Source organism: Thermococcus sp. (assembly GCF_026988555.1).
GTDB lineage: Archaea > Methanobacteriota_B > Thermococci > Thermococcales > Thermococcaceae > Thermococcus.
This window is the reverse complement of record NZ_JALSLB010000054.1, coordinates 1-12,952: the sequence shown is the minus strand read 5'-3', so window position 1 is coordinate 12,952 and position 12,952 is coordinate 1. Positions and strand designations below refer to the sequence as shown.

Annotated in this window: 18 protein-coding genes; 10 read left to right on the top strand and 8 right to left on the bottom strand. The window is 52.7% G+C overall.

The annotated features are described in order from the left end of the window. Nucleotides 1–10 precede the first annotated feature (10 nt). Nucleotides 11–481, bottom strand: a complete 471-nt coding sequence (locus MVK60_RS07845; RefSeq protein WP_297438422.1) for a peroxiredoxin — start codon at nt 479–481, stop codon at nt 11–13. A 140-nt stretch (nt 482–621) separates the two neighbouring features. On the opposite strand from MVK60_RS07845, the gene MVK60_RS07840 reads away from it, so the two are divergent. Further along, on the top strand, nt 622–900 hold the full coding sequence (locus MVK60_RS07840) for a hypothetical protein (protein WP_297438150.1): 279 nt from the start codon (nt 622–624) through the stop codon (nt 898–900). Nucleotides 901–981: 81 nt separating this feature from the next. Here MVK60_RS07840 and MVK60_RS07835 read toward each other — a convergent pair whose 3' ends face one another. Together MVK60_RS07835 and MVK60_RS07830 are read right to left on the bottom strand one after the other, a co-directional pair. After that, on the bottom strand, nt 982–2,058 hold the full coding sequence (locus MVK60_RS07835) for a Xaa-Pro peptidase family protein (RefSeq protein ID WP_297438148.1): 1,077 nt from the start codon (nt 2,056–2,058) through the stop codon (nt 982–984). A 1-nt stretch (nt 2,059) separates the two neighbouring features. Then, nucleotides 2,060–3,400: a DUF438 domain-containing protein gene (locus MVK60_RS07830; RefSeq protein WP_297438420.1), complete on the bottom strand. Its 1,341-nt coding sequence runs from the start codon at nt 3,398–3,400 to the stop codon at nt 2,060–2,062. Between the two features lie 101 nt (nt 3,401–3,501). On the opposite strand from MVK60_RS07830, the gene MVK60_RS07825 reads away from it, so the two are divergent. The 6 genes from MVK60_RS07825 (at nt 3,502) to MVK60_RS07800 (ending at nt 6,734) form a co-directional block, all read left to right on the top strand. Continuing rightward, entirely contained in the window at nt 3,502–3,990 is a 489-nt protein-coding gene (locus tag MVK60_RS07825; RefSeq protein WP_297438146.1) for a DUF1858 domain-containing protein, read from the top strand. Nucleotides 3,991–4,016: 26 nt separating this feature from the next. Then, nucleotides 4,017–4,409 carry an ArsR family transcriptional regulator gene (locus tag MVK60_RS07820; protein ID WP_297438418.1) on the top strand — a complete coding sequence of 131 codons (393 nt, stop codon included), beginning with the start codon at nt 4,017–4,019 and terminating at the stop codon, nt 4,407–4,409. Nucleotides 4,410–4,490: 81 nt separating this feature from the next. Next, a complete protein-coding gene (locus MVK60_RS07815; protein WP_297438144.1) occupies nt 4,491–5,006 on the top strand; it encodes a rubrerythrin family protein in 516 nt (171 codons plus the stop codon). Between the two features lie 79 nt (nt 5,007–5,085). After that, on the top strand, nt 5,086–5,247 hold the full coding sequence (gene rd / locus MVK60_RS07810) for a rubredoxin (RefSeq protein ID WP_297438416.1): 162 nt from the start codon (nt 5,086–5,088) through the stop codon (nt 5,245–5,247). A 10-nt stretch (nt 5,248–5,257) separates the two neighbouring features. Beyond that, nucleotides 5,258–5,605, top strand: a complete 348-nt coding sequence (locus MVK60_RS07805; RefSeq protein ID WP_297438142.1) for a desulfoferrodoxin family protein — start codon at nt 5,258–5,260, stop codon at nt 5,603–5,605. Nucleotides 5,606–5,645: 40 nt separating this feature from the next. After that, on the top strand, nt 5,646–6,734 hold the full coding sequence (locus tag MVK60_RS07800) for a VIT1/CCC1 transporter family protein (RefSeq protein ID WP_297438414.1): 1,089 nt from the start codon (nt 5,646–5,648) through the stop codon (nt 6,732–6,734). A gap of 18 nt (nt 6,735–6,752) precedes the next feature. Here MVK60_RS07800 and MVK60_RS07795 read toward each other — a convergent pair whose 3' ends face one another. Beyond that, nucleotides 6,753–7,556 carry a hypothetical protein gene (locus tag MVK60_RS07795; protein ID WP_297438140.1) on the bottom strand — a complete coding sequence of 268 codons (804 nt, stop codon included), beginning with the start codon at nt 7,554–7,556 and terminating at the stop codon, nt 6,753–6,755. 378 nt (nt 7,557–7,934) lie between these two features. On the opposite strand from MVK60_RS07795, the gene MVK60_RS07790 reads away from it, so the two are divergent. Both MVK60_RS07790 and MVK60_RS07785 read left to right on the top strand, forming a co-directional pair. Beyond that, nucleotides 7,935–8,642, top strand: coding sequence for a SagB/ThcOx family dehydrogenase (locus MVK60_RS07790; RefSeq protein WP_297438138.1), 708 nt, complete (start codon nt 7,935–7,937; stop codon nt 8,640–8,642). A 1-nt stretch (nt 8,643) separates the two neighbouring features. Continuing rightward, nucleotides 8,644–8,823, top strand: a complete 180-nt coding sequence (locus MVK60_RS07785; protein WP_297438136.1) for a hypothetical protein — start codon at nt 8,644–8,646, stop codon at nt 8,821–8,823. Between the two features lie 60 nt (nt 8,824–8,883). Here MVK60_RS07785 and MVK60_RS07780 read toward each other — a convergent pair whose 3' ends face one another. Both MVK60_RS07780 and MVK60_RS07775 read right to left on the bottom strand, forming a co-directional pair. Beyond that, nucleotides 8,884–9,180, bottom strand: a complete 297-nt coding sequence (locus MVK60_RS07780; RefSeq protein ID WP_297438135.1) for a thioredoxin family protein — start codon at nt 9,178–9,180, stop codon at nt 8,884–8,886. A gap of 10 nt (nt 9,181–9,190) precedes the next feature. Continuing rightward, on the bottom strand, nt 9,191–11,590 hold the full coding sequence (locus tag MVK60_RS07775; RefSeq protein WP_297438413.1) for a heavy metal translocating P-type ATPase: 2,400 nt from the start codon (nt 11,588–11,590) through the stop codon (nt 9,191–9,193). Between the two features lie 118 nt (nt 11,591–11,708). On the opposite strand from MVK60_RS07775, the gene MVK60_RS07770 reads away from it, so the two are divergent. Further along, nucleotides 11,709–12,302, top strand: a complete 594-nt coding sequence (locus MVK60_RS07770) for a TRASH domain-containing protein (RefSeq protein WP_297438133.1) — start codon at nt 11,709–11,711, stop codon at nt 12,300–12,302. Between the two features lie 4 nt (nt 12,303–12,306). Here the strand turns inward: MVK60_RS07770 and MVK60_RS07765 are convergent, their stop codons facing one another. Next, entirely contained in the window at nt 12,307–12,660 is a 354-nt protein-coding gene (locus MVK60_RS07765) for a hypothetical protein (RefSeq protein ID WP_297438131.1), read from the bottom strand. Nucleotides 12,661–12,806: 146 nt separating this feature from the next. Next, the coding region (locus MVK60_RS07760; protein WP_297438411.1) for an SHOCT domain-containing protein at nt 12,807–12,952 on the bottom strand (146 nt) is incomplete at its 5' end.

The window sequence follows — 12,952 nt, the reverse complement described above, 5'->3', positions numbered from 1 at the left end:
AGGATCACCGCTATGAATACTCCTCCCTGTTAATTAGCTTTTTGACCTCTTCAAGGACCTTCGCGGCATGTCCCTTCGCCCGGACATTTATCTTTTTCCACACAATCTCTCCCTCGGGGTTTAGGACGAAGGTGCTCCGTATCACTCCCTCGTATTCCCTGCCGTAGCTTTTCTTTTTTCCCCAGGCCCCAAAAACCTTATGCAATCTGCCGTCAGGGTCGCTTAGAAGTTGAACCTCAAGGGCATGCCTCTCTTTAAAGCGACGGTGGCTCCTTGGAGAGTCCCTAGAAACTCCTATCACCTGTACCCCCAGTTCCTTAAACTCATCAGAAAGTCCACTAAACTCCTTCGCTTCCGTTGTGCAGCCGGGCGTGTTGTCCTTTGGATAAAAATACAGGATCGTCCATTTCCCGAGAACAAGCTCCCTCAGTGTCCTCTCCTCCCCCTCCTCATCCAAGACCTTAACGTCCAGGTATTCCACGGAGATCACCAGTATAATTAGATCTCCCTAAGATTTAAGTCTTTTGACACCGCTTTGTTATCCCGTTTATTTCAAAAGCAAAACCTTTAAAGTTTGAGGTACAAACTGAATGTGGTAATTGAAGGACCAGAGGTGATATCGTGCCGTACGTCGGATTCGTAAAGACGAGTGAGGGACCCCTCAAGACGTACGAGAGGATCCTCGAGGCTCTGCAACAGGAGGGTTTTGAGGTTAGGTTTTCAAAGCATCACTGGGCGGGTGATATGCCGTTCGGTCTCGTCATAGCCGAGACCAGTATGGGGCGTGTGGCGGTCCGGTGGAGTCTCGGAGGGAGTTTCGAGGTGAGGCTTGAGGAGATGGATGAAGACGCTTTCGAGGACTTCGTTGAAGAGACGCTTGACTACATCGGTGGCGATTGAATCCTTGAAATATCAAATTATTTAATTATTTAACTGATGTATTAAATAGTAAGTGCCTTCATGAAACGGGGAACAAAGGTTTTATGTGACCCTTTCGAGACCGCTTCTCCCTACGATGTAGGTGTCCTCGTGCTTTATCGCACCCTCCGGAATCATCAGGGGTGGGTGAATTATCGCGAGGGCCATGTTCTCCTGCACCTTTGAGGCCCTCTGGGGCACGACTATGGTAGTTATCGGCGGCTCCTCGATCAGAAGACCAACGCTGTGCGTGTATCCCGCCAGATAGGCGTCGCCGAACCCCCTGTCCTTGAAGAAATTTGCCAGCTTTCTCTCGACCGAGGCCAGGGTAACACCCGTTCTGGTCTCTTCAAGGGCGAGTTTCAGGGCTTCTTCTTTAACATCCATTGCCCTTTTGACCCGATCCCCCGGATCCCCGACAACGAAGGTTCTGGCGGTGTTGGAGTAGTAGTGGTTCCAGTCTGAACCTATGACTACTGTGACCACACCATTCTCAGGAACCTTAAGGTCTCTGAAAGGCTCCGCGTGGGCCCTTGGTGTGGTCGAAACGTAGACCTTCGGATCCTCACTGCCACTGACCATGAGCTCATGAACCACCTCAGCGGCGATCTCAAGCTCGCTCATGCCAGGTTTTAGGACCTCCCTCGCAACCTCCATTCCCCACCGGGCGATCTTTCCAGCCCTCCTAATGTTCTCAAGCTCCCACTCATCTTTTATCATGCGAAGCCCCATGGTCAGCTCCAGGATGTCCACTATCTCAACGGTCGGGTTTAGACGCTTGAATATCTTAAAGAAGATGAGGTAGGCGTCCCTTTCTATTCCAAATTCAAGGCCTACTGTGCTTATGCCGTTGGAGTGTATCCAGCCAACGATTCCGGCCATCAGGTCCTCGGCCTTTTGGAACTCCACGATGTTTTCTATCCAGCTCTTTTTCCTGAAGATGTCGGCCTCTCCTTTAACGACGTAGACTACGGGCTCTCCCTCCGCCGGAATCAGAAGGCTTGGTCTAAGCCATTTTGTCCCTGTGAAGTAAATAAAGCTCGAAAGCGTCCTTATAACGGCGCCTTCTATTCCGTTCTCCCTCATGACATTTTGAAAACGCTCAACGCGCCGTTTGAAGATACCCCTTTTTCCCCTCATTTCAATCCCTCCAGTCAAGCAGTCTCTTCTCGCCCTCTATTCTTTTATAAGGTTCGATGTCCATGGTTATCTCGAGCGTGCCAAGGTAGTTCCCGTCTCTACCGAATACCGGCAGGTACCTGATGTAAACGTACTTGGGACCGAGCCTGAGCCAGAACGCGGCCTCCTTCTTTCTGCCTTCTCTGAAGGCCTTGAGTATCTTGTTAACGATATGGACGCTCTTCGGCGGGTGGCAGAGTTGAACGGGCCTGCCCAGCACCGACATGGTCCTGTCGAATATCCTCTCCCCTGGCGAGAAGAACCTAACGCGGTCGTCTTTGTCGATGAACGTGATATCAACCGGGAGCGCCTCGAAGATGGCCTTTAGTTCCTCAACGCTCAGGTAGCCGGTTCCCAGGTCGACGTCGCCTTCCCGCTTCAGCAGGCTCTTATCGAACTCCAGTGGCTGCCCCTTCAACGCCTGCTGAACTTCCTTTGGAAGTCCAAGGAGCTGTTCTACGCTCAGCTCTGGATCTATCTCCCAGGGGTGGAGCGGCTTAACGCTCTCACCGAGGTCCCAGGCGGGTGGATCAACCTTATAGAAACCGATCTCATCCTCCTGCATTCTTACGGCCTTCCACTCGCCCTCTGTGAGGAGGGCTTTGAGCGTCGGGTAGTAGATGTTGTTCTCCCTGAAAACCATATCGCTCAGCGCGAATGAAGCCTCGCCGGCTTTCTCCTTAAAGCGTTCAATGAACTCACTCCACTGCATCTTATCCCTCTTCCTAAGAAGCCCGGCCATGTGCTTTATCATGAACCTTATCTCATCATGTTTTGTCCAGAGGACGGTTGCTATCGCCGTAAGACCTCTCCGCTCGATGTATGGGAACGTCAGCATCTCCTCACGGTTGTAGTGAGTGAAACCGACCTTCCTGAGGTTGCCCACTATCTCTTCCAGAACGCCGAGAATTTCTTCCCTCATGCGCTCGTCCTTTGTCGTGGTGAGGGTTCTCGCGTAGAGGTTGAGCATTTCAGAATCTTTCATAATCTCCTTGTTCTCCTGGTAGAGGGTTTTGAGCGGGTGTCCGTCAGGCAAATCTCTCTCCTCGAGCTCATCCGTGCCTTTAACCGCTTCCCTGAACAGCTCAACGTGCAGGTCGCACATCTTCGCTATGTCCTTGGCGGAGATGCCCTCCTTCACGAGCTCCTGTTCAATTAGGGGTATCTCCAGGGGGGAGATCCCGCTCAAAACCCTGCGGAATTCCTCTTTGAGCTTATTCACGTCCTCTCCTCTGTGGATTCTAAGGAGAAGCCTCTTCAGCTGTTCCTTCTTGTATTCACGCTTATCCAGTAGTTCAGTCATTTCCATCACCTTCATGACGGGTGTCATATGAAGTACTTATAAGCATTGTTGGGCAGATATGCCCGGTAAAGTTTATATGTCGAGCGTCATATAAGACGAACGTGGTGATTAATATGATGCTCAATGTTCGTGGATTAGAGGCGCCTCAGCCGGCGGTTATGATCATAGAAAACCTCGGAAAGCTCAAAGTTGATGAAACACTTGAGGTGATAGGGGATAAGCCTTTCATCGACATTCTGGGGAAGCTTGATGAGGCGGGCTACGAAGTTGGGGTCAAAGAGGTCTCGGGCTTCTTCGTTCTCAGGGTTACCAAGACTGAAAGCTCCAAGGAGCTCAGGATGGAGGTCAAGGAGTGCGACGATAAACTGGACGAGATAACGGAGGAAACCAACGTGGGTAAGCTCCTTAAGGCATATCCAGAATCACTTAAGGTGCTCGTGAAGTACGGCTTCTCCCCCCTTGAGAATCCCGTGATGGGGAGGACCCTCGCGAGGACGATAACTCTGAAGGGAGCAAAAAGGCTCCTCGGCATGAGTGACGAGAAATTCATAGAAATGATGAACGAGCTGAAAGGACTGAAGAAGACTTAAATATCCCATATGTCATAAAGATGACCATGAAGACCAACGCCTTTGAAGTGGCTTCACGCTACGTGTATCCCTCCCTCAGACGGCGCCTCGTTGAGATGTTGAGGAATAGGGGGCTGAAACAGGCGGAGATAGCGGAACTGCTTCACATAACCCAATCAGCGGTATCCCGCTACCTGAGAATGGACAGGGGTGCACTGATGGACGTGTCCATCTTTCCTGATGTGGAGGAGGAGATCAAGGCGCTTGCGGACCGGGTGCTTCAGGAACGGCCAGATGAGTACGTGGTACACTCTGAACTCGTTCGAATCGCAGTGAGGATGCTTGGGAAGGGATACGTCTGTTCGTTTCACTCCAAGGTTGACCCGGAGCTTGATCCCGCGGAATGCCGGGTCTGTGTTGAACTTTTCGGAGGGTCATGAAACGGCCCAAACTAGGGATCCGGAAAACCCTTTTATACATTGCTACATAACATATTCCGAGAGTTTTCGAAGGTGAAACGTATGGTGGTAAAGAGGAAAATGACGAGGAAGTTTCTTGAGGAGGCCTTCGCCGGGGAGAGCATGGCACACATGAGGTACCTGATTTTCGCGGGGCAGGCTGAGAAGGAGGGCTATCATAACATAGCAAAGCTCTTCAGGGCTATTGCACACGCTGAATTTGTACACGCCAAAAACCACTTTATGGCCCTCGGGAAGTTGGGAAAAACCCCGGAGAACCTTCAAGAAGGGATAAACGGCGAGACCTACGAGGTCGAGGAGATGTACCCGGTATTCCACAATGCCGCGGAATTCCAGGGAGAGAAAGATGCAGTCCGGACTACCAACTACGCCCTTGAAGCGGAAAAGATACATGCCAAGCTCTACGAAAAGGCCAAGGAAACCGCCGAGAGCGGAAAGGACATCGAGATAAAGAGGGTTTACATCTGCCCCATCTGTGGGTACACTGCCATTGACGAAGCCCCAGAGTACTGCCCGGTGTGCGGCGCTCCAAGGGATAAGTTTGTGGTCTTTGAGTAAACCTTTCGATTTCTTATTTCTCAAGTTTGGGACGCAAACTTTATAAGGTATGGCTAAGAATATTAGGGTGGTGAAAGAAATGGCCAAATGGAAATGCATGGTTTGCGGATACATCTACGATGAGGAGGAGGGTGATCCGGACAGCGGAGCTGAGCCTGGAACCAAGTTCGAAGACCTTCCGGACGAGTGGGTCTGCCCGCTCTGCGGTGCTCCCAAGGACATGTTTGAAAAGATAGAGTGAGGTGATTGGGATGATAAGCGGAACGGTAAAGAGTGGAGACTGGAAGGGGGAGAAGCACGTCCCCGTTATAGAGTACGAGAAGGAAGGCGACCTCGTCAAGGTCGAGGTCAGCGTCGGCAAGGAGATACCTCACCCAAACACCCCGGAGCATCACATAGCCTGGATTGAGCTCTACTTCCACCCCGAGGACGGCAACTTCCCGATTCTCGTCGGCAGGGTTGCTTTCACCAACCACAGCGACCCGCTGACCGAGCCGAGGGCGGTCTTCTTCTTCAAGACGACTAAGAAGGGCAAGCTCTACGCGCTCAGCTACTGCAACATCCACGGCCTCTGGGAGAACGAGGTTTCCCTCGAGTGATTTATAACGTCCCGTTCTTTTCTTTTTGGTGGGGGTTGTTATGAGGGCGGTTGAGCTTGCGAGTAAGTTTTATGAGGATGAGTACAGAGATTCCGTGCTCTACGCACAGCTTGCGAAGGGCGAGAAGAACGGGACGTTGAGAAGAGAATTTTTGAGGCTTTCCACCATCGAATCAGAGCACGCCAAGTTCTGGTATGATTTTCTTGAGCGCCGTGGGGTAAAGGCCCCGAGGATGAAAGTGGGGAAACTGTCGTTCCTCTCGATAAAGCTTTTGAGGAGACTCCTAGGGCCTGGGGCGGTTGCTTCGCTCCTTGAGCTGGGGGAGAACTCTGCAGTTGAGAGGTACTTTGAGTTCCTCACTGAGTTTGAGCTTGCCGAGGACGAAAGGAAGATCCTCTCGGAGGTAATAGTTGACGAACTTGAACACGAGCACTTCTTTGCGGAGGCCAAAAAGCGATTCCACACGGACAACATACGGGACTTCGTTTTGGGCATGAACGATGGCCTGGTTGAACTTCTGGGTGCTGTAACGGGTCTCTCCGCTGTTTACGTCAATTCTCCCCGAATAGTTGGCATAAGCGGTCTGATCGTTGGTGTTGCAGGGGCCCTTTCGATGGCCATAGGGTCCTTCATATCGGTTCGTTCTCAACGACAGGTAAATGAGAGCGTGCAGAAGCGTATGGAGGCCCTCTTTGAAGTCTCACCGGGAAGGGCAAAGGATGAACTACTTGAACGGCTCGGGGAGAGCGGGATGCCAGAGGACATAGCAGAGGAGATCGCGGAGAAAATCTCAAGTAACCATGAGGCGCTTCTGAAGCTACTCACTGGTGGGGAGAGGGTGGAGAACGAGGTGCGCTCGGCGTTGTATACCGGCCTGGCATACATACTGGGCGTCGTTTTCCCTGTGCTTCCATACTTCCTATTCGGCTCGTCACTTACAGCACTGCCCTTCTCAGTGGTCTTTGCTGGGGCCGCCCTGGCAGTAGTGGCCACACTCATCTCGGTGCTCTCTGGAATCTCAATACGGACAAAGATCGCGGAGATGGTGACGACCGGACTCGGTGCCGCCTTTCTCAGCTACCTCTTCGGCAGGTTGATGGAGAGCGTTTTCCATATCTCCGCACTTTGAGGGGGCCACGCCCCCGTTTTAAGACTCCCTGTTAACCGGGGCCCCTTCCAACGGGCTTTTTTGAACGACTGACCTCCACCTTAGGAGCAGCAGTAAAAATGCCGTAATGCCAACTGCTGCCTCCCCCGTTACCCCCTTGAGCTCCAAGAGGATATCGTAGGGGATCATCCAAAATGAGAGGAACCCTAAGACCAAAAGGAACCTGCTCGAGTCATCAAGCAGGCCAAGCTGGGAATAAAAATACAGCGCCATCAGGACACCAAGGAGTATCGTCACAACCGGTGGAAGTGAGGAGTGTGGAAAGGCGGTATACACAAAGAACAGTAAAAATGCGACGGCGAGTCCGTATAGGAAAGGGTGTTGGGTCTGGCCTTTAGACGTCTTGGGTGAGGGTTTCCGGAGGTACCTGGCGACCGCCAGGAGGAAGCCCACCAGGACAATGGTCAAGGTGTACTGAACCAGGGGCGGCCTATACGGGTTGAGGAAGATGAACATCACCAAGCCCGACAGTGTAAACGAACCAGCGGCAACCGCGAGTCCTCTCCCTTCTAGGAGTGGCTTGTTTTTGTAGCTGGGATAAAGAGCCTCAACCACCAGTACCGGCAGGGATACGCTAAGGAGGGAATGGAAGATGGTGAGCCACGCTGCCCAGACGGTGTTCACCCCCCACACCCTTCCGTAGGTTCCCAGCATGCCGAGATCCTTCCAATGGGGGTCAAACCAAGACTTGATAATCAATCCCTCCTCTACCACTCCGTAAACTGCTCCGAGGAGCATCAATCGCAAGTACCCTCTACCCCACCTTACCCAGAGCTCCCGCATTAGAAGGACACCCCCACCGTAGAAGGCCCACAAAAAACCGAAAGCCAGGGGATTAAGAGCCCTTAGGGGTGGGGTTGAACCACTGAGTATCTCGGCGAAAAAGGGGGACAGGAGTGACAATAAAAGGGCTGCACGTGTCTTGGAGCCAGGATGGCATCCTTTAAGTTCATTTTCCGAAGATTCTAACTTCATTACAACCCCTTCTATTCCGGCCGTATTGATCCGCCTCGATGTGCGGGTGGTTACCTACGATAATCCCCGAGCGTTATGTACACTTTAGCCTTGAGGGTTATTACCCTTGTGCCCGGAGCAACCTTTGACTTTAGAGTGTTAAATGGTTTGATAAAGTTAAAATATGATGACAATGTATAATAAAGTATGACCCTGAACTACTATAAGAAGATATCCTTTTTTATCGTTGTCCTTGTTATAGTGCTCTCCGCGGCGCTTCTGTTGAAGCCCTACATCCCAAGGGAAGGCAGTGGCACGGGACTGGTAAACGGGGAGATACTCCTTCCGGCCCCTCGGTTGAAAGGTGATATGAGTGTTGAGGAGGCCATAACCCTCAGAAGGAGCGTCCGAAATTACAGGAGGGAGCCGCTGACGTTAAGTGAGCTTTCACAGCTCCTTTGGGCCGCGCAGGGTATAACACATGAGAACAAACGCAGTGCCCCGAGTGCTGGTGCCACTTACCCCATGGAGGTTTTCGTGTTTGTGGGTAGTGTCGAGGGAGTGGAACCTGGGATATACCGCTATGATCCCATCCGGCATTCCCTGCAGACCTTGAAGATGGGGGACCTGCGAGGGGAGCTCCAAAAGGCCGCCCTCAACCAAGAGTGGGTTGGGAAGGCTGCCGCTGACATAGTCTTGGTGGCGTTCTACGGCAGAACGACCGGGTACTACGGGAGTAGGGGGAGGATGTACGTTCACATGGAAGCGGGACATATCGGACAGAACATCTACCTGCAGGCCACGGCACTTGGCCTCGGAACTGTTTCAGTGGGGGCCTTCGATGAGAGTCGTGTGGCCGGGATAATAGGTACAGAGGGTGTTCCCCTCTACATATTCCCCGTGGGGAGGTCCTAGAATGGTCGTCCTCAGCCACAACACCATAGGTTATCTGACCTTTGCAGTTATGACGCTCTCCATGCTAAGCGGGGCGTTGATCCTTCTCTCAAAAAGGAGAGGTCTATGGATAAAAGTCCACATCCTCCTGAGCGTCGTCGCGTACATCCTCATGGTCTGGACAATCTGGATAGTCAGGTAGCCTCCCCGGTCACGCCTAGGTAGCGGTCAAAGGGGGAGCGGCTAACCGCCCCACTGTGTCCTACAATTCAGCGAGTTTTGCCAGCACTTCCGTCCTACCCCTGATAAGATTCTGCCTCCCAACCTCTTCCCCGTCCTTAAGGTAAATCAGCGTCGGGACGTTGAGGACGTCAAAGTGGTTCACGAGGTCGTTCCATTTCTCGGCGTTGATATGAACAACCTTTATCTCGGGAAACTCCCCGCTCAGCTCCTCCATGAAGCTTTCAACGATCCTGCACGGTGGACAGCCCGGGATGGAAAACCACAGCACAACTTTGCCAGAGTTCAGCTCGGTGTTTCCATTGTATTCGACTATCATCTCGGCCACCTCACACCTTGGCCCTCTTCAGCAGGAGCGAGTTTGTGACGACACTGACGCTGCTTATGCTCATCGCTCCCGCTGCCCACTCGGGCTGGAATTCCACGCCGAAGAGGACGAATGCCAGACCAGCCGCGAAGGGAATCAGCATCGTGTTGTAGAACATCGCCCAGAAGATGTTCTGCTTTATCTTCGCCAGCGTCTTCTGGCTCAGCTTTATTGCCCTCACCACGTCCCTCGGGTCGTTCTTTATGAGAACCATGTCCCCGCTCTCCATGGCTATGTCCGTCGCGTTGCCGACGGCTATGCCTATATCCGCCTGGGCCAAGGCAGGGGCATCGTTTATGCCGTCGCCGACGAAGATAACTGTCTCGCCTCTCTTCTGGAGCTTTTTGACCTCCACCGCCTTGTCTCCGGGCAGAACCTCTGCGAGGACGTAGTCCACCCCAAGGGCTCTCCCTATCGCCTCGGCCGTTCTCCTGTTGTCACCGGTTATCATGCCGACCTTCTTGCCCATCCTGTGGAGCTCCTCAATGGCCTCCTTTGCTCCGTCTTTTATTGTGTCCGCTATGCCGATTACGCCCTCAACGTTACCGTCCACAGCGACCACTATAGCAGTTTTTGCTTCGTTTTCAAGTCTAGTGAGGAAGTCCTCTATTCCGGTGATATCGATGCCGTTCTCTGCCATGAGCTTCCTGTTTCCCGCCAGTACCTCCTTCCCACCAACAACCGCCCTAACGCCCTTGCTGGTTATCGCCTCGAACTCCTCCGGCTCCTCAAGCTCAAGGCCGAGTTCCTGGGCCTTCCTCACGATAGCTTCGCCAAGTGGGTGCTCGGAGCGCTTCTCCACCGAGGCAACGAGCCTTATGAGATCCTTCTCGTCCATGCCAAAGGTTATTACGTCGGTCACTTCAGGCTTGCCCTTTGTGAGCGTTCCGGTCTTGTCGAAGAGCACGACGGTGGCTTTCCTCGCTATCTCAAGCACTTCCCCGTTCTTGATGAGTATCCCCATCTCGGCACCTTTGCCCATTCCAACCGTCAAAGCGGTCGGCGTTGCAAGGCCGAAGGCGCAGGGGCAGGCTATTACCAGGACACTGAGGAGGGTTGTAAAGGAGAAGAGCACTGGCTCACCGGCCACGAAGTACCAGTAGGCGAAGGAGAGTAGCGCGATTGTGAGGACGGCGGGTATGAAGTAGGAAACTATCGCGTCGGCGAGCTTCTGTATCGGCGGCTTCGTGTTCTGGGCCTCCTCAACGAGCCTTATAATCTGTGCCAGAACGGTATCCCTGCCGACGCGCTTTGCCTCTACCCTGAGCACTGAGTTCCTATTTACAGTCCCCCCTATAACCTCGTCCCCGGCCTTTTTGAGATTCGGAACCGGCTCTCCGGTTATCATGGACTCGTCCACGTAGCCTTCACCATCGAGCACGATACCATCAACGGGAACCCTCTCTCCAGGCTTCACTATCACGATGTCCCCAACTTTGACGTCACTTATCGGAACCTCAATCTCCTCGCCGTTCCTTATCACTGTGGCCTTCTTCGCCTGAAGCCCCATGAGCTTCTTGATAGCCTCGCTCGTTCTCCCCTTGGCCCTCGTTTCGAGGTACCTGCCGAGGAGCAGGAAGGCCATGAGCAGGACGCTGGCCTCGTAGAAGTTGAAGTCCTCCGGGATGACCCCTACCGTTGCGAGGACGCTCGCAAGGTAGGCCGAACCTATGCCCAGGGAGTACATGACCTCCATGCTGAGGGTTTTATGCTTGAGCGAGCCCCAGGCTTTGCCAAATATCTCCCTGCCAGCGTAGGCTATCGCAACGGTGGACAGGATGAACTGGATGGGCATGGGGTACGGGATTTCAAAGCCGAAGCGCCCGGCCTGCATGGAGGTGAAGAGGACTATCCCTATTCCCCACGCGACGCCGAGCTTCTTCTTCATGTTGCGGAGATGCCTCTCCCGCAGCTCCCTCTCAAGGTCGTGGGTTTCCTCGCCCTCAACACCGATGAACTGGTAGCCAACTTCTTCAATGGCTTTTTTGATGTCATCAGTAGTTACGAGGCCAGGGTCGTAGCTCACCCTGGCACTTTCGGTTCCCAGGTTGACGCTCACGTCCAGAACGCCGGGCACTTCCCCGAGCGCGGCCTCTATGGTCCTGGCACACATCGCGCACGTCATTCCACCTATCTTAATCACCGCTTCCCTCCGCTCTCTAACTACTTCATAGCCCAGCTCCTCGATGGTGGCTATAATTCTGTTCAACCCAACCCTGGATTCATCGAATTTAACGTGGACGTTCTCTGAGTTCAAATTAGCCCTGGCTTCCTTCACTCCAGGAAGTTCTTTCAGGGCCCTCTCTATGGTTTTAACACACATGGCACAGGTCATGCCGTTAACCTTCAACGTAAGCTCCATTTCTTCCACCGTTACTTACTATGCTTGAGGACTTATGGGGATTATTTTTTACAATCTGAAAAGCTCAACCAGAGAATTTTTATAGTTTGAAGGAGATACCTCAGCCCGGTGAAGTTGAATGAAGATAGACGACCTGGACTTGAAGCTCATCTATCTGCTGATGGACAACTCCCGGCTGAGCATCTCAGAGCTTGCGGAAAGGCTCGGTGTCAGCAGGCCGACCGTCAAGTCCCGGCTTGAAAAGCTTGAAAGGGAAGGAATAATCGAGAAGTACACCGTAAAGCTCAATCCACAGCTTTTCAGGGCGCACAACGTCGTTGCGCTGATAGTAAAGACGGACGAGCCAGATAAGATGAAGGAGTTCGAAGAGATCATCGAAATAAACCGCTTCACGAGCAGGAAGTACCTCATAAAAATAGCCGTTGAGAACATGGAGGAGCTGAGAAAGGTCATAGAGGGTGCAGGGTTCGAGGTTATCGAGATAATGCCCATTCTCGAAAGCGTAGAGCGCCCCAGTCCTCCAAGGGTCAAGGTTCCCTTCAAGTGCGACTACTGCGGCAAGGAGATAGTGGGAGAGCCCATCGTGTATAAGTACCACAACAGGGTTTACTTCTTCTGTTGCCCGACCTGCCTGAGGGAGTTCAAGAAGACGAGGGAGAACATAGAAAAATTCAAGCTAAAAGAGGAGGTAAAAGGAAAAGCGGGAAGCTGAGGACTCACTCGTCCTCCTCGATTCCCATGGCTTCCTCACAGGCTTCGTGCCTCTCCCTCCAGCCGTCGCCCATGTACTTGGTCATGTAGTCTTCCATGGCAGACTCCATCTCATCGTGCATCTCAATGAGGTTGCCATCCCCCATGTGCTCCTCCATTTCCGCGTACATCTCATCATCCATCATGCCGTGCATGCCGTAGCCCATCATACCACCGTGCATGTAACCGCCCATGGGGCCAAATCCCCAGCGCGTGCCGGTTCTTTCGGTTGTCTCGAATCCCCCCGTATGGGCCATTCCAAGCGGAAGGGCTATGAGCGCTCCGATGAGGAGCCCGATAAACAGGGACTTCCACTCCATTTTGCATCACCTCGAATTTTGTTTTCCATATACGCATTCGCCCGGCGGGATATAGGGCTTATTGCTCACATTCTGGAAATTCAAACCCCGAAAATTTTCGGAAAGGAAACCATAATTACAAAGAAAGCTGAAAAAATGAGAGGTACTCATCCCCCAAGGAGCTTCCTCCGTCGCTTCTCGTATTCCTCGTCGTCTATTTCGCCCCGTGCGTACTTCTCATCGAGTATCTCCAGGGCGCTCTTCTTGCTTCCCCCAGAGCCCTGCTCAACCAGCCATTTAATGAACCAGACTA

Coding starts and splice junctions, on each gene's coding strand:
- MVK60_RS07835 (WP_297438148.1), bottom strand. CDS start 2,058: ATGAGGGGAAAAAGGGGTATCTTCAAACGGCGCGTTGAGCGTTTTCAA.
- MVK60_RS07830 (WP_297438420.1), bottom strand. CDS start 3,400: ATGACTGAACTACTGGATAAGCGTGAATACAAGAAGGAACAGCTGAAG.
- MVK60_RS07820 (WP_297438418.1), top strand. CDS start 4,017: ATGAAGACCAACGCCTTTGAAGTGGCTTCACGCTACGTGTATCCCTCC.
- MVK60_RS07815 (WP_297438144.1), top strand. CDS start 4,491: ATGGTGGTAAAGAGGAAAATGACGAGGAAGTTTCTTGAGGAGGCCTTC.
- rd (WP_297438416.1), top strand. CDS start 5,086: ATGGCCAAATGGAAATGCATGGTTTGCGGATACATCTACGATGAGGAG.
- MVK60_RS07805 (WP_297438142.1), top strand. CDS start 5,258: ATGATAAGCGGAACGGTAAAGAGTGGAGACTGGAAGGGGGAGAAGCAC.
- MVK60_RS07800 (WP_297438414.1), top strand. CDS start 5,646: ATGAGGGCGGTTGAGCTTGCGAGTAAGTTTTATGAGGATGAGTACAGA.
- MVK60_RS07795 (WP_297438140.1), bottom strand. CDS start 7,556: ATGCGGGAGCTCTGGGTAAGGTGGGGTAGAGGGTACTTGCGATTGATG.
- MVK60_RS07790 (WP_297438138.1), top strand. CDS start 7,935: ATGACCCTGAACTACTATAAGAAGATATCCTTTTTTATCGTTGTCCTT.
- MVK60_RS07785 (WP_297438136.1), top strand. CDS start 8,644: ATGGTCGTCCTCAGCCACAACACCATAGGTTATCTGACCTTTGCAGTT.
- MVK60_RS07780 (WP_297438135.1), bottom strand. CDS start 9,180: ATGATAGTCGAATACAATGGAAACACCGAGCTGAACTCTGGCAAAGTT.
- MVK60_RS07775 (WP_297438413.1), bottom strand. CDS start 11,590: ATGGAGCTTACGTTGAAGGTTAACGGCATGACCTGTGCCATGTGTGTT.
- MVK60_RS07770 (WP_297438133.1), top strand. CDS start 11,709: ATGAAGATAGACGACCTGGACTTGAAGCTCATCTATCTGCTGATGGAC.
- MVK60_RS07765 (WP_297438131.1), bottom strand. CDS start 12,660: ATGGAGTGGAAGTCCCTGTTTATCGGGCTCCTCATCGGAGCGCTCATA.